The organism is Mesorhizobium sp. M0051 (genome assembly GCF_040323235.1).
Taxonomy (GTDB): domain Bacteria; phylum Pseudomonadota; class Alphaproteobacteria; order Rhizobiales; family Rhizobiaceae; genus Mesorhizobium.
The window spans coordinates 19,294-42,548 of record NZ_JAMYUT010000005.1 but is presented as its reverse complement, the minus strand read 5'-3'; the positions used below and the strand labels follow the sequence as shown (position 1 = coordinate 42,548).

At 60.7% G+C, this 23,255-nt stretch carries 20 protein-coding genes; 6 read left to right on the top strand and 14 right to left on the bottom strand.

Annotated features, from left to right (window positions below):
- Nucleotides 1-7: 7 nt before the first annotated feature.
- The 6 genes from pdxA to NKJ90_RS06925 form a co-directional block, all read right to left on the bottom strand.
- Nucleotides 8-1,024: a 4-hydroxythreonine-4-phosphate dehydrogenase PdxA gene (gene pdxA / locus NKJ90_RS06950; protein WP_023761592.1), complete on the bottom strand. Its 1,017-nt coding sequence runs from the start codon at nt 1,022-1,024 to the stop codon at nt 8-10.
- 13 nt (nt 1,025-1,037) lie between these two features.
- On the bottom strand, nt 1,038-1,964 hold the full coding sequence (locus tag NKJ90_RS06945; RefSeq protein WP_023761591.1) for a peptidylprolyl isomerase: 927 nt from the start codon (nt 1,962-1,964) through the stop codon (nt 1,038-1,040).
- Between the two features lie 101 nt (nt 1,965-2,065).
- The gene (locus tag NKJ90_RS06940; protein WP_352485847.1) at nt 2,066-4,486 is read right to left on the bottom strand and encodes an LPS-assembly protein LptD; all 2,421 of its coding nucleotides are present in this window, start codon (nt 4,484-4,486) and stop codon (nt 2,066-2,068) included.
- Nucleotides 4,486-5,571: an LPS export ABC transporter permease LptG gene (lptG, locus tag NKJ90_RS06935; RefSeq protein ID WP_031260836.1), complete on the bottom strand. Its 1,086-nt coding sequence runs from the start codon at nt 5,569-5,571 to the stop codon at nt 4,486-4,488. The genes NKJ90_RS06940 and lptG overlap by 1 nt, the downstream gene beginning before the upstream one ends.
- Complete coding sequence (lptF, locus tag NKJ90_RS06930; RefSeq protein ID WP_023761587.1) at nt 5,568-6,770, bottom strand: LPS export ABC transporter permease LptF; 1,203 nt, start codon at nt 6,768-6,770, stop codon at nt 5,568-5,570. Before lptF ends, lptG begins: the two co-directional genes overlap by 4 nt.
- 113 nt (nt 6,771-6,883) lie before the next feature.
- Nucleotides 6,884-7,072 (bottom strand): hypothetical protein, encoded by a 189-nt coding sequence (locus NKJ90_RS06925; RefSeq protein WP_156938602.1) that lies wholly within the window; start codon nt 7,070-7,072, stop codon nt 6,884-6,886.
- A 50-nt stretch (nt 7,073-7,122) separates the two neighbouring features.
- Between NKJ90_RS06925 and NKJ90_RS06920 the strand changes: the two genes are divergently transcribed.
- Both NKJ90_RS06920 and NKJ90_RS06915 read left to right on the top strand, forming a co-directional pair.
- On the top strand, nt 7,123-8,634 hold the full coding sequence (locus NKJ90_RS06920) for a leucyl aminopeptidase (RefSeq protein ID WP_023761586.1): 1,512 nt from the start codon (nt 7,123-7,125) through the stop codon (nt 8,632-8,634).
- Between the two features lie 28 nt (nt 8,635-8,662).
- On the top strand, nt 8,663-9,112 hold the full coding sequence (locus NKJ90_RS06915) for a DNA polymerase III subunit chi (protein WP_023761585.1): 450 nt from the start codon (nt 8,663-8,665) through the stop codon (nt 9,110-9,112).
- A 123-nt stretch (nt 9,113-9,235) separates the two neighbouring features.
- Here the strand turns inward: NKJ90_RS06915 and NKJ90_RS06910 are convergent, their stop codons facing one another.
- Both NKJ90_RS06910 and NKJ90_RS06905 read right to left on the bottom strand, forming a co-directional pair.
- On the bottom strand, nt 9,236-9,754 hold the full coding sequence (locus NKJ90_RS06910; RefSeq protein ID WP_031260835.1) for a DUF995 domain-containing protein: 519 nt from the start codon (nt 9,752-9,754) through the stop codon (nt 9,236-9,238).
- A gap of 88 nt (nt 9,755-9,842) precedes the next feature.
- On the bottom strand, nt 9,843-10,766 hold the full coding sequence (locus NKJ90_RS06905; RefSeq protein WP_023761583.1) for a glycoside hydrolase family 26 protein: 924 nt from the start codon (nt 10,764-10,766) through the stop codon (nt 9,843-9,845).
- A gap of 616 nt (nt 10,767-11,382) precedes the next feature.
- Between NKJ90_RS06905 and NKJ90_RS06900 the strand changes: the two genes are divergently transcribed.
- Nucleotides 11,383-13,266, top strand: a complete 1,884-nt coding sequence (locus NKJ90_RS06900) for a glycosyltransferase family 2 protein (RefSeq protein ID WP_023761582.1) — start codon at nt 11,383-11,385, stop codon at nt 13,264-13,266.
- A 273-nt stretch (nt 13,267-13,539) separates the two neighbouring features.
- The gene (locus NKJ90_RS06895; protein ID WP_245266811.1) at nt 13,540-13,962 is read left to right on the top strand and encodes a hypothetical protein; all 423 of its coding nucleotides are present in this window, start codon (nt 13,540-13,542) and stop codon (nt 13,960-13,962) included.
- Between the two features lie 138 nt (nt 13,963-14,100).
- On the opposite strand, the gene NKJ90_RS06890 is transcribed toward NKJ90_RS06895, so the two are convergent.
- The 4 genes from NKJ90_RS06890 to NKJ90_RS06875 all read right to left on the bottom strand — a co-directional run bounded on the left by NKJ90_RS06890 (nt 14,101) and on the right by NKJ90_RS06875 (nt 18,095).
- Entirely contained in the window at nt 14,101-14,283 is a 183-nt protein-coding gene (locus NKJ90_RS06890) for a hypothetical protein (protein WP_023761580.1), read from the bottom strand.
- 26 nt (nt 14,284-14,309) lie between these two features.
- Complete coding sequence (locus NKJ90_RS06885) at nt 14,310-15,311, bottom strand: glycosyltransferase family 2 protein (protein ID WP_023761579.1); 1,002 nt, start codon at nt 15,309-15,311, stop codon at nt 14,310-14,312.
- A 44-nt stretch (nt 15,312-15,355) separates the two neighbouring features.
- A complete protein-coding gene (locus tag NKJ90_RS06880; protein ID WP_031260818.1) occupies nt 15,356-16,282 on the bottom strand; it encodes a lysylphosphatidylglycerol synthase transmembrane domain-containing protein in 927 nt (308 codons plus the stop codon).
- A gap of 184 nt (nt 16,283-16,466) precedes the next feature.
- A complete protein-coding gene (locus tag NKJ90_RS06875; protein ID WP_352485846.1) occupies nt 16,467-18,095 on the bottom strand; it encodes an ArnT family glycosyltransferase in 1,629 nt (542 codons plus the stop codon).
- Between the two features lie 325 nt (nt 18,096-18,420).
- On the opposite strand from NKJ90_RS06875, the gene NKJ90_RS06870 reads away from it, so the two are divergent.
- Nucleotides 18,421-18,918, top strand: a complete 498-nt coding sequence (locus tag NKJ90_RS06870) for a DUF995 domain-containing protein (protein WP_031260806.1) — start codon at nt 18,421-18,423, stop codon at nt 18,916-18,918.
- Nucleotides 18,919-19,766: 848 nt separating this feature from the next.
- Here NKJ90_RS06870 and galE read toward each other — a convergent pair.
- Entirely contained in the window at nt 19,767-20,834 is a 1,068-nt protein-coding gene (gene galE / locus NKJ90_RS06865) for a UDP-glucose 4-epimerase GalE (RefSeq protein WP_023761575.1), read from the bottom strand.
- Nucleotides 20,831-21,868, bottom strand: a complete 1,038-nt coding sequence (locus NKJ90_RS06860) for a UDP-glucuronic acid decarboxylase family protein (protein WP_023761574.1) — start codon at nt 21,866-21,868, stop codon at nt 20,831-20,833. Before NKJ90_RS06860 ends, galE begins: the two co-directional genes overlap by 4 nt.
- A gap of 773 nt (nt 21,869-22,641) precedes the next feature.
- On the opposite strand from NKJ90_RS06860, the gene NKJ90_RS06855 reads away from it, so the two are divergent.
- Complete coding sequence (locus NKJ90_RS06855; protein ID WP_023761573.1) at nt 22,642-23,244, top strand: hypothetical protein; 603 nt, start codon at nt 22,642-22,644, stop codon at nt 23,242-23,244.
- Nucleotides 23,245-23,255: the final 11 nt, after the last annotated feature.

The window sequence follows — 23,255 nt, the reverse complement described above, 5'->3', positions numbered from 1 at the left end:
TTCGATCTCATGCGGCAACCGGTCCCGTGTTCGTGTCGGCCAATTGCCGGGCAAGCTTCAATGCCGCCATCAGGCTGTCGGGCCGCGCCACGCCCTTGCCGGCGATGTCGAAGGCGGTGCCGTGGTCGGGCGAGGTGCGGATGAAGGGCAGGCCGAGCGTGACATTGACCGCCTCGTCGAAGGCCAGCGCCTTGGCCGGGATCAGGGCCTGGTCGTGATACATGCAAAGGGCGACGTCGTAGCCGGCCCGTGCCCGGGCATGGAACAACGTATCGGCGGGCAGGGGACCGAAAGCATCGATGCCCTCGGCACGCAGGATTTCGATTGCCGGACGCACGATCTGCTCGTCCTCGAGGCCCATGGCGCCGCCTTCACCGGCATGCGGATTGAGCCCGGCAACGGCCAGCCGTGGCTTTGCGATGCCGAAGCGGCGAGCGAGGTCGGCAGCGGTGATGCGCGCGGTGGCGACGATCAGTTCGGTGGTCAGCGCCTTAGGTACTTCGGCCAGCGCAATGTGGATGGTAACGGGGACGGTGCGCAGGTCAGGGCCTGCCAGCATCATCACCGGCATCGCTTCGACGCCGCTGTGCCGGGCTGCCAGATGCGCCAGATATTCGGTGTGGCCGGGGAAGCGGAAGCCGGCATCGTAGAGCGGCTTCTTGGCGATGGGGCAGGTGACGACAGCCAAAGCTTCGCCGGCAAGGCAGTCGGCGACGGCACGGTCGATGGCCTCGATGGTTGCGGCGGCATTGGCCGGGTCCGGCCGGCCAGGGCTGTCGATACTGTGGGCAGTCAGCGGCACGATCGGCAGGGCGCGGGCAAAGACTTGCGCCGCTTGTGATGGTGTCGTTTCGTCGATCGGCAGCGAAATGCCGAGGAGGCGCGCCCGCGACGCGATCAGCGCCGGATCTGCCAGCAGATAGAAGGGAGGCAGGGCTGCAGCTTCGCGTGCCATGAAAGCAGCGATGGCGATCTCCGGCCCGATGCCGGACGGATCGCCGGCGCTCAACGCGAGCGCAATCATTGGGCTGCCCACGTCAGCGCTTGACGATGCGGGCTTTCGCCTTCAGCTCGTCGACATATTTCTTGCTGAGTTCGTCGGCGTTCTTGTCGCCAGAGCCTTCGTTCTCAAACACCATCTGGGCGACCTTGTCGTCTGACACTTCGCGCGACGAGCAGATACCGATGAATTCGACGCCGCGTTCGGTCGCGCGTGTGACGGTGGCGCCACCGACCTTGGTAGCCTTGATCTGCTCGGCCCAGTCCGGCGGCAGTTGCGGCGCCAGCACCCGGCCCAGATCGCGAACCGTAACGTCGATCAGACCCTTGGCGAATTCGCGCGTCGTGTTGCAGCCGCTGAAGCGGGCACGCATTGCGTCGGCCTCGCGCTTGCGCTTGGCCAGCGTTGCGCTGCGTTCGGCCGCCGGCACCACGAAGATGACCTGCTGCAGCATGTACTCGGTAGCGCTCGGCTTGGCGCCGCCTTTTTCGAGCATCTTCCTGACAAGGTCCTGTTCGCTGACGGCACCGGTACCATCGCCGGAACGGTAGCGCGCGCTCAAGGCCTGGTTCCAGGCCATTTGGGCGCGGATGAATTCCTTGAAGTGGCTCTTGCCGACGCCTGACTTCTCCATGACGCCGTCGAGCTGGCTGAGCTGCATCTTGTTGCTCGAAGCAAAGCGTTGATATGCCGCCTCGACCTGCGCGTCGCTGATGCGGATACCAAGCCGCTTTGCTTCGGCCATGCGCAGCGTCTGGTCGATCATTTCCTGGCCGGCGTCGCCCTTCTTGCGCTGCAGCTTCAGAAAAGCGGCGCGATGGGCGATGTCGCCGGTGGTGACCGGAATGTCGTTGACGACGTATTTGATCTCGCTGGCGAAAGCAGGTAGCGTCATCACGGTGAGCGACAGGGACGTCGCTGCCACCAGCAACGCGAAACCTGCTGAAAAGAGGTATTTCCTCATCGTTGGTATCCCAATTCTATCCCAGCCTCCGCCCAATTTCAGCTTTTCCAGATGCGCGAAATCCGTGCCAGCCCTATGCGGCGAAACGATGTCGCCGCGTGTTACTGGATCGTGTCGACGCCGTTGGTCGACGAGCCGAAATCGCCCAGGGTGCGGAATGACAGATTGAAGCCGATGCTCTGCGAGACTTCCCTGGTGTTCAGGTCTCGCGACTGCGAGTAGGTCATCAGATAGGTGAAGCAGGAATCGTTGTAGGCGAAGCCGACACCATCCCTGACCAACAGGTTTTCCTGCAGATCGTAGGTTCCGGTGCCGAAGACGCGCCAGTTCTCGGCAAGATGCGTCGATGCGCCAAGCGTGACCTCGTGACGATCGGTCGTGAAACCGTACAGGGGCTGGGCCTGGATGAAGGCGTATTTGGCGCTCAGTGACACGGGCAGGCCGGAATAGGCGGCTTTCACCTCGGTGCGGCGGTTCTCGAAGGTCTGTTCGTCGAAACGGCCGCTGATCGAGGCAGCGAATCCGTTGGGACTGCTGATGCCGAACAGACCGACATAGTCGGACTTGGTCGTGTCGAGGCCGGAATTGGCGCCGACATTGACCAGATCCGGCGCGGCGAAGGAGTTCTCGCCGCCGATCTGATAGGATTGGCCGAAAATGGCATTGGTGCCCCAGCCATTATTGTAGGAGCCGGAATAGCGGAAGCCGACATTGGCGCGCGAACCGCCTTCGACGCGGTCATAACCGGAGAACTTGTCGCGTTCGAACAAGGTTGTCGCGTCGAAGACCATGCTTTGGGCGTCTTCGTTGGGAACGGCGAGACCGCCTACATACTGTTCGTTCGGGCGCACGAAGACCTGCGCCATCGGCTCGATCACGTGACTGGACCCGCTGGCCATGGAAAACAGCACCGGCCAGCGCATCTCGAGGCCTGCGGTTGCCATGAAGCGGGCAAACGACGAGCGCATGTCGTCCTGCTGGCCCAAATTTGTTGCCATGTTGTTGATGGCGTCGAGCGATGCCGACGACGCTTTGAGGTAGTCCACGTCGCCCTGCAGCGCCAGCAACGGCGTCAGCACCAGTCCGTCATCGGTGACGAAGCTCCGCTTCCACTCGGCTTCGGCGGTGAGGCGTCCGGATTCGCCTTCAATACCGGGCACGCGCTGCGTGGGGACGAAGAAGGTCTTGTCGAGATCGTCGCGGCTGATGACCCGTGTGTTGGCATTGAGCGACAGCTGGCCGCCGGCCATCGACACGTCGGGAATGTAGGCGTAGTCGAGCGACGGCAGCACCCAGGGCTGCTGGCCGCTTCGCGCCGCGGCATTGCTGCTAAGCGTATCCTCCTGCACATCGAAATGCATGGCGCGCACGTCGAAATAGTTGCGGCCGTTGAGACCCGTCAAGTAGACCGACGACTGGTGGACGGAGGCATTGTACTTGTCGATGTTATAGGTATGCGAGAAGTTCTTGTCGGTCTGCAGCAGCACGTCCCAGCCGAAATTCCAGCGCTGATTGATAGCGAACTGGCCCTGCGTGCCCATCATGCCACGGAATTTGTTGGGATCGCCCGCCGCACCCGTATCGACATTGTGCCCGGCGGTGCTGGGGAAGGCAGCCGTGTCGAGGAAGGCGTTGGGATCCTGCTGATGGATTCCGGCGATCTTCAAGCTGTACTGGCCATTGTTGAAGCGCTGGCGCCACTCAGCCTCACCGAGGAAGCCTTGCTTGGTGTAGCCGGTGCCTGTGACGGTCAGGTCATAGGTCGGCGACAATGCAAAGTAATAGGGAATCTTTACGCCGACGCCGAGATCGTTTTTGTAGACGATGCCGGGTATCAGGAAGCCGCTCTTGCGCTTCACCGTCGGGTCGGCAATCTCGAATGCAGGCAGATAGGCGAGCGGAAAGCCGAAGAACTCGAAATTCGCGTTCTCGAAGCGAACCGTCTTCTTCTCGCCGTTCCAGATGATCTTCCGCGCCTTGACCCGCCAGGTCGGCGCTTTGTCGGGCTTGTCCTCGCACGGTTCGCAGGCGGTGTAGACGCCATTGTGGAACGTGGTCAGGACGCCGCCCATGCGCTCGGCACTTTCGGCGGCGAAATACGCCTTGTCGATGGTTTCGACGCGCAACGCGTTGACGAAGCCGTCGGCGAAGTCATCGGTGATGTCGATATGTTCCGAATTGATCTTGGTGCCGTCGCTGTTGACGACCTCGACATTGCCGCTCGCGACCATCCGCTTGGTGTTGCGGTTGTATTCGACCCGCTGGGCGACAAGGCGATTGCCACCGTAGTCGATCTGCACGCCACCGACGGCGGTCACCGTCTGATTGTCGTTGTTGTAGACCAGCGTATCGGCCGCCAGCAACATCTGCGAGCCGGACGGAACCGTTGTCGCCATGTCGCCAACATCCTGCGCGAAGGCCGGCATCGGGACGGCGCAGGTAAGCAGGCACGCCAAGGCGGTCGCCGCATAGAGGCGCGCCAACCGGGCCTGCCTGTTGCTGGGCAAAAACGCCTCTCTCACTAGCCGTCTTCCTTGTATAACAGGAAAGTCACCCCGAAGAACATAGCCACCACGACGGGCACCCAGGCGGCTACGACAGTCGGCACGAATCCCGCCACGCCGAATGCCTTTACCAGCACCGAAACGACATAAAGCAGAAAGCCAGCGATGATGCCACCCAGAATCATCGTCGCCGACTGCCCCATCCTAGCAAATCGCATTGAAACCGTTGCCGCAATCAGCGTCATGGCGACGAGAAGGAACGGCAACGCCACCAGAGAATCAAACTGCATGGCAAAGGCATTTGCCTTGAGCCCGAAGGAACGGGCAATTTCGATCTTTCCCGGCAGATCATAGAACGGGATGGTTTCGGGCCGCGCCAGCCGTTCCTGCACGAATTCGGGCTTCAGATTGGTCGGCACGCGATCGCTTGCCGATGCCTGGATCGTGCCGTTCTGCAATGTCTTGACGTCCTGCAATTCCCAATAGCCGTCGCGCAGGAAGGCGCGGGCGGCGTCCTTGCGCTCGACGATGTTGCCTTGCGGGTCGAGAACGAAAAAGACGACATCCGCCATCTCCAGGCCCTGGTTCAAGATGGCTCGCGCGCCGATGATAGTGTCCCCCGAACCGGTTTTCTGCCGGATCCAGGGTGCGGCATCGGCCGAAACCTTGTTCGATTTTCCGGAACGCAGCTGGGTTTCGATCTGCTCGGACCAGGAGAATGCATGCGCGGCGAGCGGATTGATGACGCCAACCGACAGGACGCCGAACAGCAAGGCTCCGATGCAGCATGGCAAGAGGAATTGCCAGGCGGAAACGCCTGCGGAACGCGCGATGACCAATTCGTAGCGCCGGTTGAGCGACACCAGCGTCGCCATCGCCGAGAAGAGACCGACGAACGGCACGGTCTGCAGCATGATCATCGGCATTCGGAGGCCTGAGATAGCCACTGCCGTCCCGTAGGTGAAGCCGGGCAGGCCGGTGGTGCGGCCGGAGAGCTCGGTGAAATCGATCAGGAACACCAGCGCCAGAAGCCCGATGAAGAACCAGATAGTGATCGTCACATAGCGGAAGAAGAAATAGCGGCCCAGCGTCCAGCCCATCAGCCGACCCCTTGCCCTGAAGTGCCGCGCCCGGACAGCCGCAGTTTGAGAGCGTTCCAGCTGTCACCCATGCGGGAAGCGAAGTTTGTCATCCAGTCCGCCCAGGCCACCGGCAGCTCCATGGTCCGGTTGGAGACGATGAACCAGATCGCCACCGCGGAAGCCACGACCGGTATGCCATAAACCATATAGGCATATTGCGGGATATCGTCGGCCTTGCTGGCGGCAAAAAAGCCCAGCCAGCGCACGAACAGCGATATCCCGATGGCTGTAATCAGCGGATTGACGCGCGCCTCGCGGTGCGAACGCGCATCTCCGGCGACCGCGAGCGCGATGAGCGCGAAGACCATGGAATACATCCATTCCGAAAATCGCTGGTTGACCTCAGCCAAGTATTCATAGGGGTTCTGCTGATAACTTTTGTCGTTGGCGCTTGGGTTGAGCAGATACTGGGTCGTCTGGTCCTTCGGCAAGAGCGTCACCGTCGAAGCTGACGCCATGAACGCCGACATGTCGAAGGCATAGGAGGTGAACCGGATGACTGAGAGATCGCCGGTCAGCGTTTTGCGATGGATGACACCGTCATTCATCATCAGCACCTTTTCGCCGCCGCGTTCGACGATGCTGCCGGTCTTGGCGTAGTAGACGAGGTTCACGCCTTCTTCGCGTGAATCGGCGACGAAGATGCCGCCCAGTCGATTGTCGGGAAGTCGCTCGCCGACCTGGAGGAACAGCCCGTCTTCGATCTTGCGGAAGGTGCCTTCCTGGATGATCAGCGACAACAGATCCGCGCGCGACGATGCCACCAGGGCCCGGTTTTTCTGCCGTGCATAGGGGTCGATGCCGTTGTCGACCGCAAAGGAAAAGACGGCTGCCGCGAGCGCCAAAAGCATGATTGGCCGCACGATCGTCCAGCGCGAGGCGCCTGCGGCGTTGACGACGGCGAGCTCGGAATCCGAATTCATGACGCTGAGCGTCTGTGCGACCGCCACCACCAGCGCGAAAGGCACCACGACCGGGATGATGGACGGAAGAATGAGGGCGGCGACCTCGAAGAAGGTCAGGGCCGACTGGCCGCTGTCGGTGACCAGGTCGATCTTTGCCAGCACTTGCGTCGTCCACACGATGGCCAGCGTCCAGACAAGCGCGGCCATGAAGACCACGAAAGTGCGGCGCATGATGTAGCGTTCAACGACCTTCATGAAGGCTTTTCTCGATCTTTTCGAACGGCATCATGCCACCACACAAAGGTAGCCGTCCGGCAGCGCCTGCACAACTGGCTCCATCAGAGGGTCGATCCGGTTCCCGTCCCAAGTCACCCGCCCCGGCGGGCCGGAGTGTCGGCGGGAATGGATAAGAAAGGGAGAACATCGATGGTTAACAACAGGTTGCGGCGAAAAGCGGTGCCGTGCCGCGAAGAATCACCATCGATTCCGTAGGTCATATGGGATGCGAATTCGGCAAAGTCTTGCCAAATGCCAGAAAACGACCAAATGTCGCGCATCGTCTCGAACCCTTCCCCAAAAGCTGCGCATTCCCTGAAAGCAGGACATTATGAGCCAAAGACCGTCGATCGCCTTCGCCAAATTCTCCTCACCTCAGACCGCGTCGAGCAAAAAAGGCACAGCCTTCGTGCTCTCGGCGGATGAGGGCGGTCTGAGCGATGCAGCGAAGGCTTGCGATCCCGGCAAGACGCTGGAGCGGGCTTTTCCGGTGGCCGAGTTCACAGGCAAGTTCGCCAGCGTGGTGGAAGTTCTGGCGCCGCAGGGGGCCTCGCTCGACAGGCTGGTGGCGATAGGCGCCGGCAAGGTGTCGGGACTGGACGATTATGCGTGGCTGAAGCTTGGCGGCACCATTGCCGCGTCGCTGCGCAAGGCGGCCGAGGTGGCAGTGGTGCTCGATCTCGCCGGCGCGTCGCCAAGTGGCAAGGATGCGGCAAGCCTTGCGGCGGGCATTCTCCTGCGCAGCTATTCCTTCGACAAATACAAGACCAGGAAGGACAAGGACGACGGCAAGGCCGAGCCGAAAAAGCCGGTCAAGGTGATCATCCACACCGCCGATCCGGCTGCGGCAAAAAAAGCCTTCACCGATGCCGAGGCGGTGATCGACGGCGTCCTGCTGGCGCGCGACCTCGTCAACGAACCCGCAAACGTGCTCGGGCCGGTCGAGTTCGCCGCTCGCGCCACGGAACTCGAGGCGCTCGGCGTCAAGGTTGAGATCCTGGCCGAGAAAGAGATGAAGAAGCTCGGCATGGGCGCGCTGCTCGGCGTCGCGCAGGGCTCGCCGCGCGGCGCTCGCATGGCGGTCATGCAGTGGAACGGCGGCAAGCCAAAGGACAATCCGATTGCCTTCATCGGCAAGGGCGTCACCTTCGACACCGGCGGCAATTCGATAAAGCCGGCGTCCGGCATGGAGGACATGAAGGGCGATATGGGCGGTGCCGCCGCTGTTACCGGCCTGATGCATGCGCTGGCCGCGCGCAAGGCGAAGGCCAACGTGGTCTGCGTCATAGGCCTGGTCGAAAACTCCGTCGACGGCCATGCTCAGCGTCCCGGCGACATCGTCACCTCGATGTCGGGCCAGACCATCGAGGTGCTCAACACCGACGCGGAGGGCCGCCTCGTGTTGGCCGATGCGATGTGGTACTGCAACGACCGCTTTCAGCCGAAATTCATGGTCAACCTGGCGACGCTGACCGGCGCCGTCATGGTCGCGCTCGGCCAGCACTATGCCGGGCTGTTTTCCAACAATGACCAACTGTCCGAAAGGCTGACGGCCGCGGGGCACGCTACACAGGAGCGGCTGTGGCGCATGCCGCTCGGCGCCGAATACGACAAGCTGATCGATTCCAAGAACGCCGACATGAAGAACATCGGCGGCCGCTATGGCGGCGCCATCATCGCTGCGCAGTTCCTGCAGCGCTTCGTCAAGGACACCCCATGGGCGCATCTCGACATTGCCGGCACGGCGATGGGCTCGCCGTCGAACGAGATCAACCAGTCTTGGGGGTCTGGCTTCGGCGTCCGGTTGCTGGATCGGTTGGTGCGCGACAATTATGAGCAGTGATCCGATTCAATCACTATAGAACGAAGCGATGGCCGACGTCCTGTTCTACCACCTGACCGAATCGACGCTGGAGGATGCGCTGCCGGGCCTCCTGGAGCGCAGCGTCGATCGTGGCTGGCGCGCCGTGGTGCAGACCGGCACCGAGGAACGCCGTGATGCGCTCGACCAGCATCTTTGGACCTTCCGCGACGATTCGTTCCTCGCCCACGCGACCGATCGTGAGGCATATCCCGGCGAACAGCCGATCCTGCTGACCACCGGAGACGGCAATCCCAACCAGGCCAAGATAAGGTTCCTCGTTGACGGCGCGGTGCCGCCTGACCTTGGTGGCTACGAGCGCGCGGTGTTCTTGTTCGACGGCCACGATGCCGCCCAGGTCGAAGCGGCGCGGGCACACTGGAAGGTGATGAAGGACGCCGGCCATGCCGTCACTTACTGGCAACAGACGCCAGACCGTCGCTGGGAGCGCAAGGCTTGATGCATGTCGCCCAAAGGTTTTGGGAGAGCGGCAGGCATAAAAATAGCGACCTAACCTAAGCAGGTCGCCTGAACCGTTCAGCCGATCTGCTTTAGACCTGTGGCTCGACGCAGAAGACAGTATCTACTGCTTTGCCTTGATCAGGTTCATTTTCTTGGTGACGTAGTCGCCGTATTTCAATTTCATCGATTCGTCCGACCGGTTGCGATGCGAACTCCTGAAAACATACCACTCGCCATCAGGTGATTTACGCTTGTAGATTACCTTGCCTGCCTGGCGATGCTCGAAGCAGGTCATCGAGCCCTTCACACCCCAGGAGCCATGCCATTGCGCACGGTAGCACAACTTGCCGCCGCCGGGGATGAACCACATGCCGTCGCCATAGCCCGGATTGCCTTTGTCGTAGGTCCAGGCGTCGAATTGCCGTTGCTTGACGGCAAAGAACCCGGCCCCCTTCTTGGCCCACAGCCACGAATGGTTCTGGTAGATCCGGTAGACGCCATCGTCAGGAATAACGGTGGCCTTTTGCGCCTGCTCGGCGATTGTCGTCGCCGCGTCGGCTGTCGAAGGGATATGGAAGGCAAGAACCACAACGGAGCAGGCGAATGCCGCTCCGCGACAATTTCCCAGTATTCGTTTCATCAAACTCCCCCACGGACTGATTTATGCCATGCCTCAACCATCTTCCCGAACCGCTGGTTCTGGAAGGAGATGGATCGGCATGATGCGCTTACGGCAGGACGTGCTGCGTCACTCTCCAGTCCGGCAGCCCGTAGCCATCCAACCACGGCCACACTTCCTTCTGGTTGAAGTAGACGACCGAAGTCAGCGCCGGGAACTCCGCATAGGATTTACGGGTATCTTCCTGCCACTTCGAGACATAGTCCTGCTTTCCGACATAGCCGAGTTCCGCCACCACGACCGGTTTGTTGAACCTTGCCACGCGGTCATAGCCGGGCTTCAGCATCTCGGCGAACGTACGGTCATGACCGGCCTCGTTAATGTCCTTCTTCTGCAGACCGAACACCGACAGGCCGATGACATCGACATAATCATCGCCAGGGTAATATTTTTCCAAGCCCTCTTCGCCTTTGGGCGACCACATATACTTGGCGGCGGGGGCAGCCTTGCGGCAAAGATCGACTTCGCGCTTGTAAGCGGAGATCCAATCCTTGGGAGCCCAGTTGGCCCAGGTGAAGCGGCCGTTCGTGTCCTCCATTTCCTGCGCCCAGCGAATGGTCACCGGGCTCTTCATTTGTCCCACAAGGTCGCAGATAGCCTGCATGTTGGCGTCATATTTGCCGCCCAATATGCCGTCGCGCAATTCGGGTGGGGTGATGCGCCAGTCCTTCGACCAGGTCCACGGCTCAATCGTGATAAGCAGCGAACGGCCGCGTTGCAGCGCATACGTATCGGCCAGTGGCAGCGTCGCCAGATCGACGTCCTCCCAGGGCAGGAACAGCTCTTCGATGCTGGCGCTCTTGTCGGCGCTGAAGTCGCCATAGGGATCATAGGATCCGAATGCCGAAGCGGCGCTGCTCGTCTGAACGGGGTCTGTCCCGGCGACGGAGCCGGCGCCTCCTGCAGTGGGGAATGCGGCGCTCCCGCCCAATGCAAGCGCGATTGCAAGTGCATTTGCTGCAGAACGTTTCATGCCTGACCTCCATAGCTTTAACTTCCCGCGGAAGTTAAAGCTTCGCCCATGCGTATCGATGATTGATCGACACGACTGTCCAAAACCAATCGGTCCAATTGGCTGAATCTGCGGGATTTCGGAGCGACCATTGGCGGGCGTGCGAGCCTTCGCACCGAGCCACCCAAAAAATATCTCTCGCTGCACCAACACCGAGGAGCTACAGAGAGAAGTTCGCCGCGATACTCACAAATTCGCGTCAATATCCCGATATATCATCCCTAGCTAATTTAAGAGCCGGTCAGGGCCAAGAGTCAAGCACAATTAATGGTTGCTTAACCATGTCATTGGCACTGCGGGTGACGCCGCCCTCTGGCCGGATCCTTCCGAACGGCCTTGATCCTGTCGGTGGATTTCCAACGCCGAAGAGTTTGCCGGCCCATCCGCTACAAGCCGCTCGATGGCGGCTATTCCTCTCCCAAGGCCTTCCAAGCGTAGCTCACCAGATCTCAGGAAAAATACTTAACGAATATCTAATTTAGTTGACACTAAGAAAGTGTGGGCCGATTCTGTTGCCCGGGTTTTGCGAGCTTCAGCCACTTGTCGGCGGAAGCCCAAAGTGGCGGCGGGTAACTGTATGGGTGCTTCCGTACAAGCTGGCATCATCGGCCGTGCGACCAGACGGGCAGCGCATCGCTCTAAGACGGCTCTGGCCGCCACTGCGCGCAAAGGGCCTTTTTTGGTGCCCGTGCTGTCGGTCACTCAGCAATGGACCCTGAGACTGGCGCTGGCTTTCTGGTTCGTCACGCTCGGATTTTTCTGGATCTGGTGGCTAAAGCCCGAGCATGTCGAGCATGCTGGGCCATACGCATTCGCGACACTCGTTCTGGTGTGGCTCACGCTCATGCCTTTGTACTTTCTCCTGAACGTGCATGCGTCGAAAAAGCCGTCCAAGCTTCACACGATCCCGAAGCGCTCGCGGGTCGCCATGGTCGTGACCAAGGCGCCATCCGAACCCTTTGCCGTGGTTGCCCGCACGTTGGAGGCAATGCTTGCGCAGGACTATCCACATGACACTTGGCTGGCGGATGAGGATCCTTCCGAGGAGACGGAGCGCTGGTGCAAGGCTCGCGGCGTGCTGATTTCGACGCGGCGCGGCAGGGAAGACTATCACCGTACGACATGGCCGCGCCGCACCCGCTGCAAGGAAGGCAACCTGGCGTTCTTCTACGACCATTATGGCTATGAGTATTACGATTTCGTCGCTCAGATGGACGCCGACCATGTGCCGACGCCGACCTATCTCAGGGAAGTCCTCTATCCCTTCGCCGATCCCGCGGTCGGTTATGTGTCGGCGCCGAGCATCTGCGACAACAATGCCGCCGAAAGTTGGGCGGCGCGCGGCAGGCTGTTTCCGGAAGGGATGTTTCACGGACCTCTGCAGTCCGGGCATACGGGCGGGGGAGCTCCGCTCTGCATTGGCTCGCACTATGCCGTGCGGACCAAGGCGCTGAAGCAGGCTGGCGGTCTCGGTCCGGAACTGGCGGAGGATCACTCCACTTCGATGCTGATCAATGCGGCCGGATGGCGCGGGGTGCACGCGCTCGACGCCATCGCCCATGGCGACGGCCCACAGACCTTCGCCGACCTCGTTACCCAGGAGTTCCAGTGGTCGCGCAGCCTGATGACGATCCTGCTCGAATATTCGCCGAGCTATCTCCCTAAGCTGTCACCGCGGATGCGGTTCCAGTTCCTCTTTTGCCAACTCTGGTATCCGCTGTTCGCCGTCTTTGCGTTGCTGATGTACGTCATGCCGATCTATGCGCTGTCGACCGGACGCAACTTTGCCAATGTCATGTATGTCGACTTCCTCTTCTATTATCTGCCGAACGCCGTCGCTCTGGTTGGCTTGGTTATGATGCTGAAGGCGTTCGGCCTCTCGCGCCCGATGACGGCCAAGACGATCAGTTGGGAAGGCACGCTGTTCCTCTTCTTCGCGCGCTGGCCCTGGGTGCTCGCCGGCACGCTGTCGTCGATCCGCGACTATCTGACCAAATCGTTCGTCGATTTTCGGGTCACGCCAAAGGGCAGCGGCCCAAAAAGCCTTCTGCCGGCCCGCGCCCTCGCTCCCTATGTGGCGCTGGCGATCGGCGCGGCGCTGCCCGTGCTGCTCGTGGATCACCCCTTCGACGCCACCGGCTTCTACTGGTTCGCCGCCTTCAACGCCTTCCTCTATGGGCTTCTGGTGGTGGTCATCGTCGCAAGACACGTCATCGAGAACAGGATCCCGTTGCGTGCCAATGCCGCGAAATTCGCCTTGCAGGCGTCGCTTGCCACGCTGGCGCTCGCCGTTCCGGCCGTGGGCTTCTACGATCGCGGTCTGGAAGGCGTCTATGGCCTGCAGCAGGGCGCCGGCGGCCTCCGCATCGTACGCATCGCCTATGTGGTTTCCGGCGCCGGCCAGGGCAACATCGGTGCCCGCAATTTTTACTTCGATCCCGGCTGGGTATCACCGCGCTGACGCCGTGAGGCGTACGCGCGCAAACAGTTCCCTGAACTGCATTTGGCTTGATAGCAGGCCGGCGACCGCAGCAGCGGCGGCGCGCTCAAAAGATCAAATTTTAATAGAATCTTATTGAGCGCCGAAAGACCGCGCTCATCATGTCGTTTGCCCGAATCTTAATAAGCGTCCTCTAATATGTGGCCACGATGTGGGTGGCGCTAGGCTGCTCACGTGGCGCGGAGAGATAATAATAAGAGAGATAAGATCTCCGCGCTCCAACGACTTGTATTTGTGGCAGGGGATGCGATGAAAAATTTTATGGTAAACGGGGCAAGGATCGGCAAGAAATACGCCTGTGCATTTGCCACTGTTGCATTGATCTCGATGGCGTCCGGTTGCCAGAGTATGGATGCGAACAAGACCAGCTCGATCGGCGCCAAGCCCGTGGTTTATACGCTCGGCAAGAAGCAGCACTCCGTCGAGAACAAGCCGCTGCATCTGATCAATCGCAAACCGCTGACACGGATGACGACCGTGACGCGTACGAGGCAGGAGATCTATGCGGCCCTCGTGCGGCCGCAGCGGGTCGGCGGGCCGGCGCCGGTGAAGGTTTCCTATAGTCCAGGCAATGGCGGCCCGTTCCTGGGTCATTCGCCCTGGATTTGCAGCCCGAGCGGCTTCGGCCAACGCGCCAGTTGCCGTTCGCGTTACTGATTTAGTTTAGAACATCAGACGCAAAAGCGGCGGCGCGGTTTGAGTGAAGAGCCGGCCGCTCTGGTCTTCGCCGGGGGGCGAGAGTCAAGGGCAAGAGGTTGGCGCAGGCGTTGCGCCTTACCTCTTGCCCTTCGATCATCATTCTGGCGACACGGTTCGGCAAACCAGTCCTTGCTCGATCCGCACCTTCCTGGCGGCAAGCCGGCTGCGCCTTGCCACCTTCAGTGCCGGATTGCACCAGGCGTTCATGTTGCCGACGACTTCGTCGATCCGCAAGCCGCCGGCAGACATGCCCGCCGCTCCGGTCACCACGATCGGCATGGAACCTCTAGGGTGTTCCAATCGGGTCACGATGACCGGCCAGGGCGGTGCCAACCGTCATTGTTGTCGGAAGCCGGCTGCGGCCGCGCGACATAGGCCGATGCTCCGTTCGCCTCGTGATAGACGCGTGCCAGCATCTCGGCCAGCACGCCCGACGTCACCATCTGCACCCCCGCGATAAGCAGGAAGAAGCCGGTGAACAGCATCGGGCGTGTTCCGATGTCCTGCGCGAAAAACAACTTCAGGCAAAGCAGGTAGGCAAGGATCAACGATCCCAGCGCGCCAAGCACGATGCCGATGCCGCCGAAGAAATGTCCGGGACGTGTGCGATAGCGCATGAAGAAATACATGAACACCAGATCGAGAACGACCCTGAAGGTGCGCGAAATGCCATATTTGGACTCGCCGTGGATGCGGGCATGATGCGTCACCACCTCCTGTGCGATGCGTCTGGGGGTCGTCACCGTGGCCAGCCAAGCCGGGATGAAGCGGTGCATCTCGCCATAGAGCTTGACGCTGCGGATGACATTGCCGCGATAGACCTTGAGGCTGCAGCCATAGTCCTTGAGACGAACGCCGGTGACACGCGCGATCAGTGCGTTGGCGATACGCGAGGGGAGTCTGCGCATGAAAAAGCCTTCCTGGCGGTCCTTGCGCCAGCCGACCACCAGGTCGAGATCCTCGCTCAGCAGGCGGTAAACCATGCGCGGAATGTCGAAGGGATCATTTTGCAGGTCGCCGTCGATCGTGGCGATGACGTCGCCGCGTGCTGCGTCGATGCCGGCCTGCATCGCGGCGGTCTGCTTGTAGTTGCGCACCAGCTCGACCGCGTGAACATGCGGGCCGTAATGCGCTGCCAGGCGCCTGATCTCGCTCACCGTCGCGTCGGTGCTGCCGTCATCGACCAGCACGACCTCCCACGGCCGGCCGTAGCCTTCCATCGCCTGGTGAATTCGTGCCAGCAGTGGCTCGACGTTCTCGGCCTCGTTGTACATGGGTACGACGATGGACAGCGTATGGTCCGGCATCACTGCGCCGTCAGGCAGTCCCGAAGCAGGGATGGGCAATATGTTCATTGTGATGGCTTCCTTGCAGGTCCGACAGCCGGGTTCCCCGGCAGCGTCGATTTCGAGGGAAACAGCCAGGCGATCGCGCCCGTGACGATAGCCGAGCAGAAGATGAATAGGTGCAGCGCCAGCGCCGCCTGCAGGCCGCTCTTCATCGCGATTCCGGAGGTGAGCAGCGCCGCCGCCGCACCCGCCTCATAGGTACCGAAGCCGGCGACGCCTTGCACTGGCAGTATGGCGGCGCCTTCGGCTCCGACGACGCCGGGAAAGGCGGTGGTGAACGATGTCCCCAATATCAGCGCCAGCAGCCATCCCTGCACGGTGAGCTTCAGCGACCAGTTGGCGATTGTCCACCACCAGCCGTAGCGGGAGCGACCGGTCGCCTCGGTGAAGGTGTCGCGAAGTAGGCCGAGCTTGGCAACGATCCTGCTGCGCCCAGCCCAGTCATGCGGAGCGCTCGCCCAGCGCGGCAGGTACCAGGCGGCGGCGATCAGGGCGGTCACGCCGGCGATCCTTATCGCCGGATGCAGACCCGGCCAAACCGCCAGGGCCAGCACGCCGACGACGAAAGCGTCCTGCAGCCTGAACCACAGCAGCGAGGCGCTGGCGCGCATGATCGGTACGCCGAAGACCTGGCGCAGCAGCAGCGGGAAGGCCGTCTCGCCGCCACGGAAGGGGATGACGTTGATCATCGCATTGTGGATCAGGATAATGCGCAGGCAGGCGCCGAAACGGCCATTCACCTCGTCGCGGAACTCGTCGCAGACGCGCAGCGCACGCAAGACATAGGTGACGAAAAACGCGATCGTCGCCACAGCGAACGTGCCGGGCGTAATGCGCTCGAAGGCGTCGCCGACCATGCGCCAGCGCGAGTCGCTGGCCAGCCAGGCCAGCAGGGCCAGCGTCACGACTATCGAGATTGCTCTTTTCAACCAATTCTCCGCCGGTTTTCTCCGCCGAGTTCCAGCGGCAGCGTCGGTGCGCCCGAATATCCCTGGCGTCATCAGGGATCGCTTCGCCTGGTCCGCCGCGTTGCCTTCCGCAGGCGAATGCGGGGCCGCTGAACCGTCGGACCATTTCTTGTCGATGGTCTACAGCCCCGGACCGTCGCAGCTCTCATGGACGGGTGATCCTATAGACCAGCAAATCATCCGAATCCACAAGCTTGGTTCCGGTCTTGTCCAGATAGTCGATGACCCCGTCATGATGCTCGACGAACAACCGATCCTGCTTGTCGGCGGCGTTCTTGGCCGTGCCGAACAGGTCCGCGCCCTGCGCGCGCAACTCCTCGAGCTGCGCGATCGCAGTGGCATCGTCCGCGACGAATTTCGACCATTCGACATCGCCTCCGCCAGGCGGGTACACCCAGCCGCGCGCCCTGCTGTAATAGACTGCGACGGGATCGCCGGCCTCGGGCGCGATAGCGACGACGAGGTCGCCCGGGCGCGCCAACCGCGCCAATTCCTCGCCGAGCAGTTTGCCGTTCATGGCGATCGGCGCCTTCATCGTCCTGACGAGGGGAAAGGTCGACCATACAAGTGTGACGACCGCGATGCAGATCGAGCGCAGCACAACCGCCGGCAACAGGGCGGTTCCCGATGCAAGCGTCGCCAGGAGAAGCGCGCCGCGGCCGCAGAACATCGCGAACGGCACATGGAAGATGTGGTAATTCCAGGGATTGCTGGTGATCTCGCGCGCCGCCGCCAGATAGACGACCATGGCCGCGGCCAGCCAAACATAGGGAATGGCCGAAAGAGCGCGTTGCTTCGGGTCTTTGGTGGGTCTGGGCGGCATCCAGAAGCCGGCCGCGATCAGCACCATGAACGGATAGCCGTAGAACCACCAGACTGAGGTGTTCCACACGGACTTGAAGTAGAAGCTGTTCCTGAAGAATGTCCAGAAGCCGGAATCCCAGATATAGCCGCTACCCGCGACATGAAACGGCGGATAGCTATGGCCGAGATAGATGGCCCAGCTGAAATAGGCGCCGATAATAGCCAGGCTCAAAAGCCCCGACAGCAAGACCCTGGTCGCCGGCTTCCATTTCTTCTCCAGCAACCAGCAAACCATCAGGTAGAAGATGACGGCGCCGGCGGCGAGGCCCGGCGGCTTTGACAGCACGCCGAGCGAGAAGCTGACCGTGGCGAGCGGCAACAGCCGGCCGTTGCCGCCGGCCCAGTATTTCGCGAAAAGCCAGACGCCGAGCGTCACCAGGGCCAGCATCGAGGGATCGGGAAGAAACGAACTGTCGATCATGATCGCCGCCGGCATCAGCGCATAGGCAAGGGCTGCCGCATGGGCGTGCGTCTCGCCCCAGCATAGCGCCGTTAATCTGTGCAGCGAAAACACCGTCACCAGGCCGAAGAAGGCCGCAATCATCCGGCCGAACCAGTCGTGCCAGCCGAAGAGTTGATAGAGCAGGGCGGTGAGATAGCTGACGATCTGGAATTCGCGGCCTTGGTAACTTGGCCCGGGCCCTGTCCAGCTGACCTCCGGGAAGAAGATATTCCAGCTACGCTGCTGGAAATTGTCTGCCATCATTGCTGTGCTCGTCTCGCGCCAGCTGAAGGCATCGACCAGCGGCAAGGTTATGTCGTGGAACCTGAATACGACCGCAATGAACAGGATCCCCAGCAAGATCGCCGTGTTGGGGACCAGATAGTTGCGAGCAGCCGTGTCCCGGCCGGTCGACTGCGGCAGGTATTGCCGAACCTCAGCCTGATTCAATTCCGGGTCGTCTGTCATTTGAAACCGCGTCCCCTCTGACGTCCGCGGGTTTGCTCTTTGCGTGCGATTGTCAAAGATGCGGAAGTATACGACGCAATCCTTAATTTGACGACGGCGGTCTATGCGTGTCTCGAATAAGTGCTGTCCTTTGGCCTCGCGAACGTTGACATCGCGGTTCTCGCGGCTGTTAAATAGTTTGCATGGCTGTCGCGCCGATAGCGCTGCCCTTGGTCAAGCAGTCATGCGAATGTCAACGGTGCAGATAGCTCCGACCAGATCGCCGCCAGGTGTCGACCGTCGGCGGCACAAGGACCGTCGTCGGTTCGCAAGTTGCACGCAACTTCTGTTTTTCCTAGCCGTCTTCGGCCAGGCGGCCCTTTCTGGAACGGCTTACGCAGCCAAGGACAGTGCAGCTGCGCAAGCGAATAGCGCAACTGTTCCAACTCCTTACGAACTGCAGCTTATGTATGCCGGCCGCACATGGGTATGGAAGAACGGAGCGGCCTATTTCGCTCAGGGCGACCGACACCTCAAGGCCTGGACGTCCGGGCAGGACACGGCATCAGTCGCGGAGGGCAGATGGCTGGTGACCAGCGGCGGCAAGATGTGCATGGAACTCGCCTGGCGGTCGAAGAGCTACGCCGGCAAGCAGCATCGCACCTGCTACAGCCACCGAATCCAGGGCGGGAACGTCGAGAAACGCAAGGACCCGGATGGGGAATGGTACAGTTTCAAGCGATCTCCCGAGGATATTTCCGACGAACACCGGAAGTTCGAAACAGGCGACACAAAGGGCGCGCAGTTCGAAGAGGCCCGGAAGCTGGTCGATTCCAAGAATTAGGCCGTGTTCAGCCGCACTGAGGCACAAGCGGACTCGCGCCAGAGGGCGCCCGGTCTTGGTTTCTGGTGGTACCGTTCGGCATGGCCGGCATGAGCCATGACACAGCCGATGATTTTCGCAATCCGCTCCCGACCCATCGTGATGGGTTGAACAATCTCCAAATCCATCCCTGTTCTGAGAGCAGGCTGCACTTTGCCGGGCGCCTGTCCAGGAAGCGGCGAATCGCTTATGGTCAAGCATCAAGCCGTTCGGCACGTGCGGTCGGCGCCCCTACCGCTGCATGATAGCATTCAATTCTATGTGACAGAACGACAAGATGGTGGGCCTACCACACGGGTTTGATGAAATTTAATAATTAGTGATGTCTAATGTTCACGCGTGATGTGCGAATGGTCACTCATCCGGCGTGAAAGCGGCGAAGGCATGGTATGTCGCAACGCGCCCTTGGATTATACTTGGTAGCAAGGGATAAATGATGGACAGCGACGCAAAGGGTGCATTTCGCCCAAGTAATACTTTCGTATCTATTGCCGCGGCGGTGGGAATGAGTCTTCTGGTTGCAGGTTGTCAGGGTATGGACGCGACTGAGACCGATTCGATCCTTATCCAGCCTGTGGTCCACGCAGCCCGCAGCCAGGCTGTACAGCCGGTCCAAGTTGGATTCTTTGTGCGCTCGCTCAGAGTTGAGCCTCCGATCCTGACGACAAGCACAATACGGACGACTGAAAGAACCTACGCTTTTGCATCGCCGCAGCGGCTCGAAGTCCGCACACCGGCGCCGGTGAAGGTCTCCTTCACTCCGGGCGGTGGTGGCACGTTCCTGGGCGGTTCGCCTTATATCTGCAGCCCTAGCGGATTTGGCCAACGCGCGAGCTGCCGCCCCCGCTATCTCTGATCTGTCGAGCAGCGGCTGACGCTGCCGCCTCCTTCATCGGTTTTGTGTCCAGCCCAAAAAATGGGGCAGCCGTTCTGATGATCGTGTCGATGTCGGAGAGCTCCGGCACAAAGCCAAGACGTTCGCGTGCGCTTCCGGGGTCGGCGTAAAGCTCCGCCGGATCTCCCGGCCGCCGATTCCTGAAGACGGCCGGAACAGATCTTGACGTCATCCGGCCGACCGCCTGGACAATCTCCTTGATGGATATGCCCCGCCCAGTGCCGAGGTTGACGGCCAGGCTTGGTCCGCCACCCTCGATATGCATGAGCGCTTTCAGATGGGCACGGGCCAGATCGCTGACGTGGATATAGTCGCGTACGCAGGTGCCGTCCGACGTGTCGTAGTCAGTGCCGAAAACCTCGATCTCGTCGATGAGTCCTGATGCAGCCATTAGCACCCTGGGAACCAGATGCGTTTCCGGCGAGTGCCACTCACCAAGTTCGCCATCGGGATCGGCGCCACAAGCGTTGAAATAGCGCAGGATCGCGAATTTCATTCCGTATGCGGAGGCATAGTCGCCGATGATCTGTTCTCCCATCAGCTTGGTGCGCCCGTATGGGTTGATCGGATTTTGCGCGGACGTCTCGCGAAGGGGCAACGCTTCCGGCACGCCGTAGGTCGCGCAACTGCTGGAGAAGATGATGTTCTCGATTGAGTTCGCACGCGCCGCATCGAGCACCGCGACGGTGCCTGTCACATTGGTCGAATAGTATTCGGCCGGCTGGTGAACGGATTCTCCGATATAGGCCAGCGCCGCAAAGTGGATGACCGCCGTCGGCCGATACGTCTTCATCGCCGCCTGCAGCGCGGTCTGGCTGCGGATGTCGCCGACGACAAGCGGACCCCAGGCAACGGATTTCTCGTTGCCGCGGCTTAGATTGTCGAAAACCACCGGCAGATAGCCGGCGGAGGCCAACAGCTTGCAGGTGTGGCTGCCAATGAACCCGGCTCCGCCAGTCACCAGAATTGCCGGCCGGGTCATGAAGCCGTGGCTCCTTTGGCCAGTTGGCCTCCGTAAAGCAGGGTGTCAAAATACTCGACGGTACGCGCGAGCCCCTGGCGCAGCCCGACTTTCGGCTCCCAGCCGAGATTGGCCCTGGCAAAGGAAATGTCCGGCTTGCGCTGCCTGGGATCGTCGATCGGTAGTGGCCGATGCACGATCTTCGATCGGGAGTTGGTGTAATCGATGACCAGTGTCGCCAGTTCCATGATCGTGAATTCGCTGGGGTTGCCGAGGTTGACTGGATGCGCGGGTGCATTCGGCGCATTCATCAGCCGGACAAAGCCCTCGATCAGATCGTCGGCATAGCAGAACGAACGCGTCTGCAGGCCATGGCCATAGACGGTCAGGTCTTTGCCCTGCAGCGCCTGGACGATGAAGTTCGAAACCACGCGCCCGTCATCGGGCTGCATGCGGCGGCCATAGGTGTTGAAAATGCGGGCGACGCGGATATTGAGGCCATACGTTCTCGAATAGTCGAAGAACAAGGTTTCGGCCGAGCGCTTGCCTTCGTCGTAACAGGACCGCGGTCCGTGCGTATTGACGTTGCCGAAGTAACTCTCGGGCTGTGGATGCACAAAAGGGTCGCCATAGATTTCGGAGGTCGAGGCCTGGAATATCTTGGCATTGTTCTGGAGCGCGAGCTCCAGGAGGTTCAGCGAACCGAGCACGCTTGTCTTGAAGGTATGGATCGGGTCGGCCTGGTAGTGCGGCGGAGAGGCTGGGCAAGCGAGATTGTAGATCTCATCGAACCGAAGACCCGAAGGCAGTGCATTGACGATATCGTGCTCGATGCACATGAATCTCGGATTGCGCAGAAGGGCATTGAGATTGTTTTTTTTGCCGGTATGGAAATTGTCCAGGGCGACAACGTCGTATCCGTCCCGCAGAAGGCGTTCGCACAGATGCGAACCTAAAAATCCAGCACCTCCGGCGACCAGGGCGCGGCTTCGGTTTTGGTTGGCGCCCCTTTGGCAGTCGGATTCCAGTTTAAGGACCTTGATAAGCTTACTCATGGTTTCCTCTTACCCACAGCACACGCTATTGCCTGGCCGGACAAAGCATTGCCCGGCCACGTCCATGAGAACGTGGCAAACCCTCCGCATCTGCGGAGTCGCCATCGCTGATGTGCGTTAACTGTTCTTTGGGGTTCGCGAAGCTGGTTCCGCTACACGATCTATGTGTTGCCGCTCAGCGTTCTCTGTGCCCCGAAATCGCGATCACACGTCTGGTGCCATCATCGTCGATTGCTCGCCCAAATTGCACATCCCAACATATCAAAAATATACCTGTGGAAATCATAGTCAACTAAATTAGCAATTCCTTAATCATATCTGTTTGCGAATGGTTCATACGGCCGGGTGCCGGCTTCTCGAGCCCGAGTCATAGGCGCCCAAGGCCGATCCTCATTATGAATCAGTGTATTGGCTCGCTCGTGGAAAAAATGCGGTCGGACGCGGCATCTCGTTTCAAGGCAGAATGAGAGCTTGGCAGCGAGGAATTCCAACAAAGAAGAGGTGAAGCAATTTGAGGCGGGCGCCCGGGCCAGTGGTCGCCATCTTGCCAGAAAGCGTACACGCGCATTCATTTCGTAGAAGGAATGCCGGTCATTATCGCCATTGCGTTTGAGCGCATAGGTAGAAGCTTGCCTGCCTTGCTGTGCCGCCGCCGATCTGGTTGCTGCCCCGAGTGATCCCGCTCCAGCGGCCCGAAAGCTGCAACACCTGGCCATCGCCTTTTGGCCGTCGGGGCGCTATTGGCAAGGTCACGATAGCCTGTGGTGAAGTGAATGCGCTTTGTGTTTGTCCTGATCCTGCTCGCCGGCACCGGCATCGGTGTCATCTATCCCTGGGCAACGGGCAATTTCTCCGGCCATGAGATCGGCACCTGGCGGGTCTATGAGCAGGGCCGCTTCAAGCCCCTGACGGTGCCGCTCGGCAGTCGCGACACGCCAGTGCGGGTGCTGGTCGACCTGACCGCAAGAGCCGAGCGCATCGTCTCGCAGCAGCGCACCGTGCTGACGCTGACAGCAGCCAGCAGTGGTCGCACGGTGCTCGCCTCGACCCTCCAGTTCAACCATTCCGACAATCCGCGCCAGGCCAGTCCCCAGCTGCCGGACAAGATCTTTCGCGACGAGGCCGGAGTGATCGAGAACGTCAACCCAGGTCCTTATGTCTTCACCGTCGGACAGGGTGATGCCGACGACATACCGATGCGAGCGGTCGATCTGATCCTGCGCTCGGGTGTCAGCGAGATCGACAGCCGTGCGCGGCCGGTCGGCTTCTCGCTGATGGCGGTCGGCTTGATCGGTTTTTTGTTGACTTTGCGTACTCATGGCGGCCGGTCGGAAAATCCGAACTCGCAGCCACCGCCTCGCTGGGGCAGGGGCTGATGCATGTAGCT

Excerpts from the sequence above, each read along its gene's own strand:
- pdxA (WP_023761592.1), bottom strand. The coding sequence starts at position 1,024 with ATGATTGCGCTCGCGTTGAGCGCCGGCGATCCGTCCGGCATCGGGCCG.
- NKJ90_RS06945 (WP_023761591.1), bottom strand. The coding sequence starts at position 1,964 with ATGAGGAAATACCTCTTTTCAGCAGGTTTCGCGTTGCTGGTGGCAGCG.
- lptF (WP_023761587.1), bottom strand. The coding sequence starts at position 6,770 with ATGAAGGTCGTTGAACGCTACATCATGCGCCGCACTTTCGTGGTCTTC.
- NKJ90_RS06925 (WP_156938602.1), bottom strand. The coding sequence starts at position 7,072 with ATGCGCGACATTTGGTCGTTTTCTGGCATTTGGCAAGACTTTGCCGAA.
- NKJ90_RS06920 (WP_023761586.1), top strand. The coding sequence starts at position 7,123 with ATGAGCCAAAGACCGTCGATCGCCTTCGCCAAATTCTCCTCACCTCAG.
- NKJ90_RS06915 (WP_023761585.1), top strand. The coding sequence starts at position 8,663 with ATGGCCGACGTCCTGTTCTACCACCTGACCGAATCGACGCTGGAGGAT.
- NKJ90_RS06910 (WP_031260835.1), bottom strand. The coding sequence starts at position 9,754 with ATGAAACGAATACTGGGAAATTGTCGCGGAGCGGCATTCGCCTGCTCC.
- NKJ90_RS06905 (WP_023761583.1), bottom strand. The coding sequence starts at position 10,766 with ATGAAACGTTCTGCAGCAAATGCACTTGCAATCGCGCTTGCATTGGGC.
- NKJ90_RS06900 (WP_023761582.1), top strand. The coding sequence starts at position 11,383 with ATGGGTGCTTCCGTACAAGCTGGCATCATCGGCCGTGCGACCAGACGG.
- NKJ90_RS06890 (WP_023761580.1), bottom strand. The coding sequence starts at position 14,283 with ATGCCGATCGTGGTGACCGGAGCGGCGGGCATGTCTGCCGGCGGCTTG.
- NKJ90_RS06885 (WP_023761579.1), bottom strand. The coding sequence starts at position 15,311 with ATGCCGGACCATACGCTGTCCATCGTCGTACCCATGTACAACGAGGCC.
- NKJ90_RS06875 (WP_352485846.1), bottom strand. The coding sequence starts at position 18,095 with ATGACAGACGACCCGGAATTGAATCAGGCTGAGGTTCGGCAATACCTG.
- galE (WP_023761575.1), bottom strand. The coding sequence starts at position 20,834 with ATGACCCGGCCGGCAATTCTGGTGACTGGCGGAGCCGGGTTCATTGGC.
- NKJ90_RS06860 (WP_023761574.1), bottom strand. The coding sequence starts at position 21,868 with ATGAGTAAGCTTATCAAGGTCCTTAAACTGGAATCCGACTGCCAAAGG.
- NKJ90_RS06855 (WP_023761573.1), top strand. The coding sequence starts at position 22,642 with ATGCGCTTTGTGTTTGTCCTGATCCTGCTCGCCGGCACCGGCATCGGT.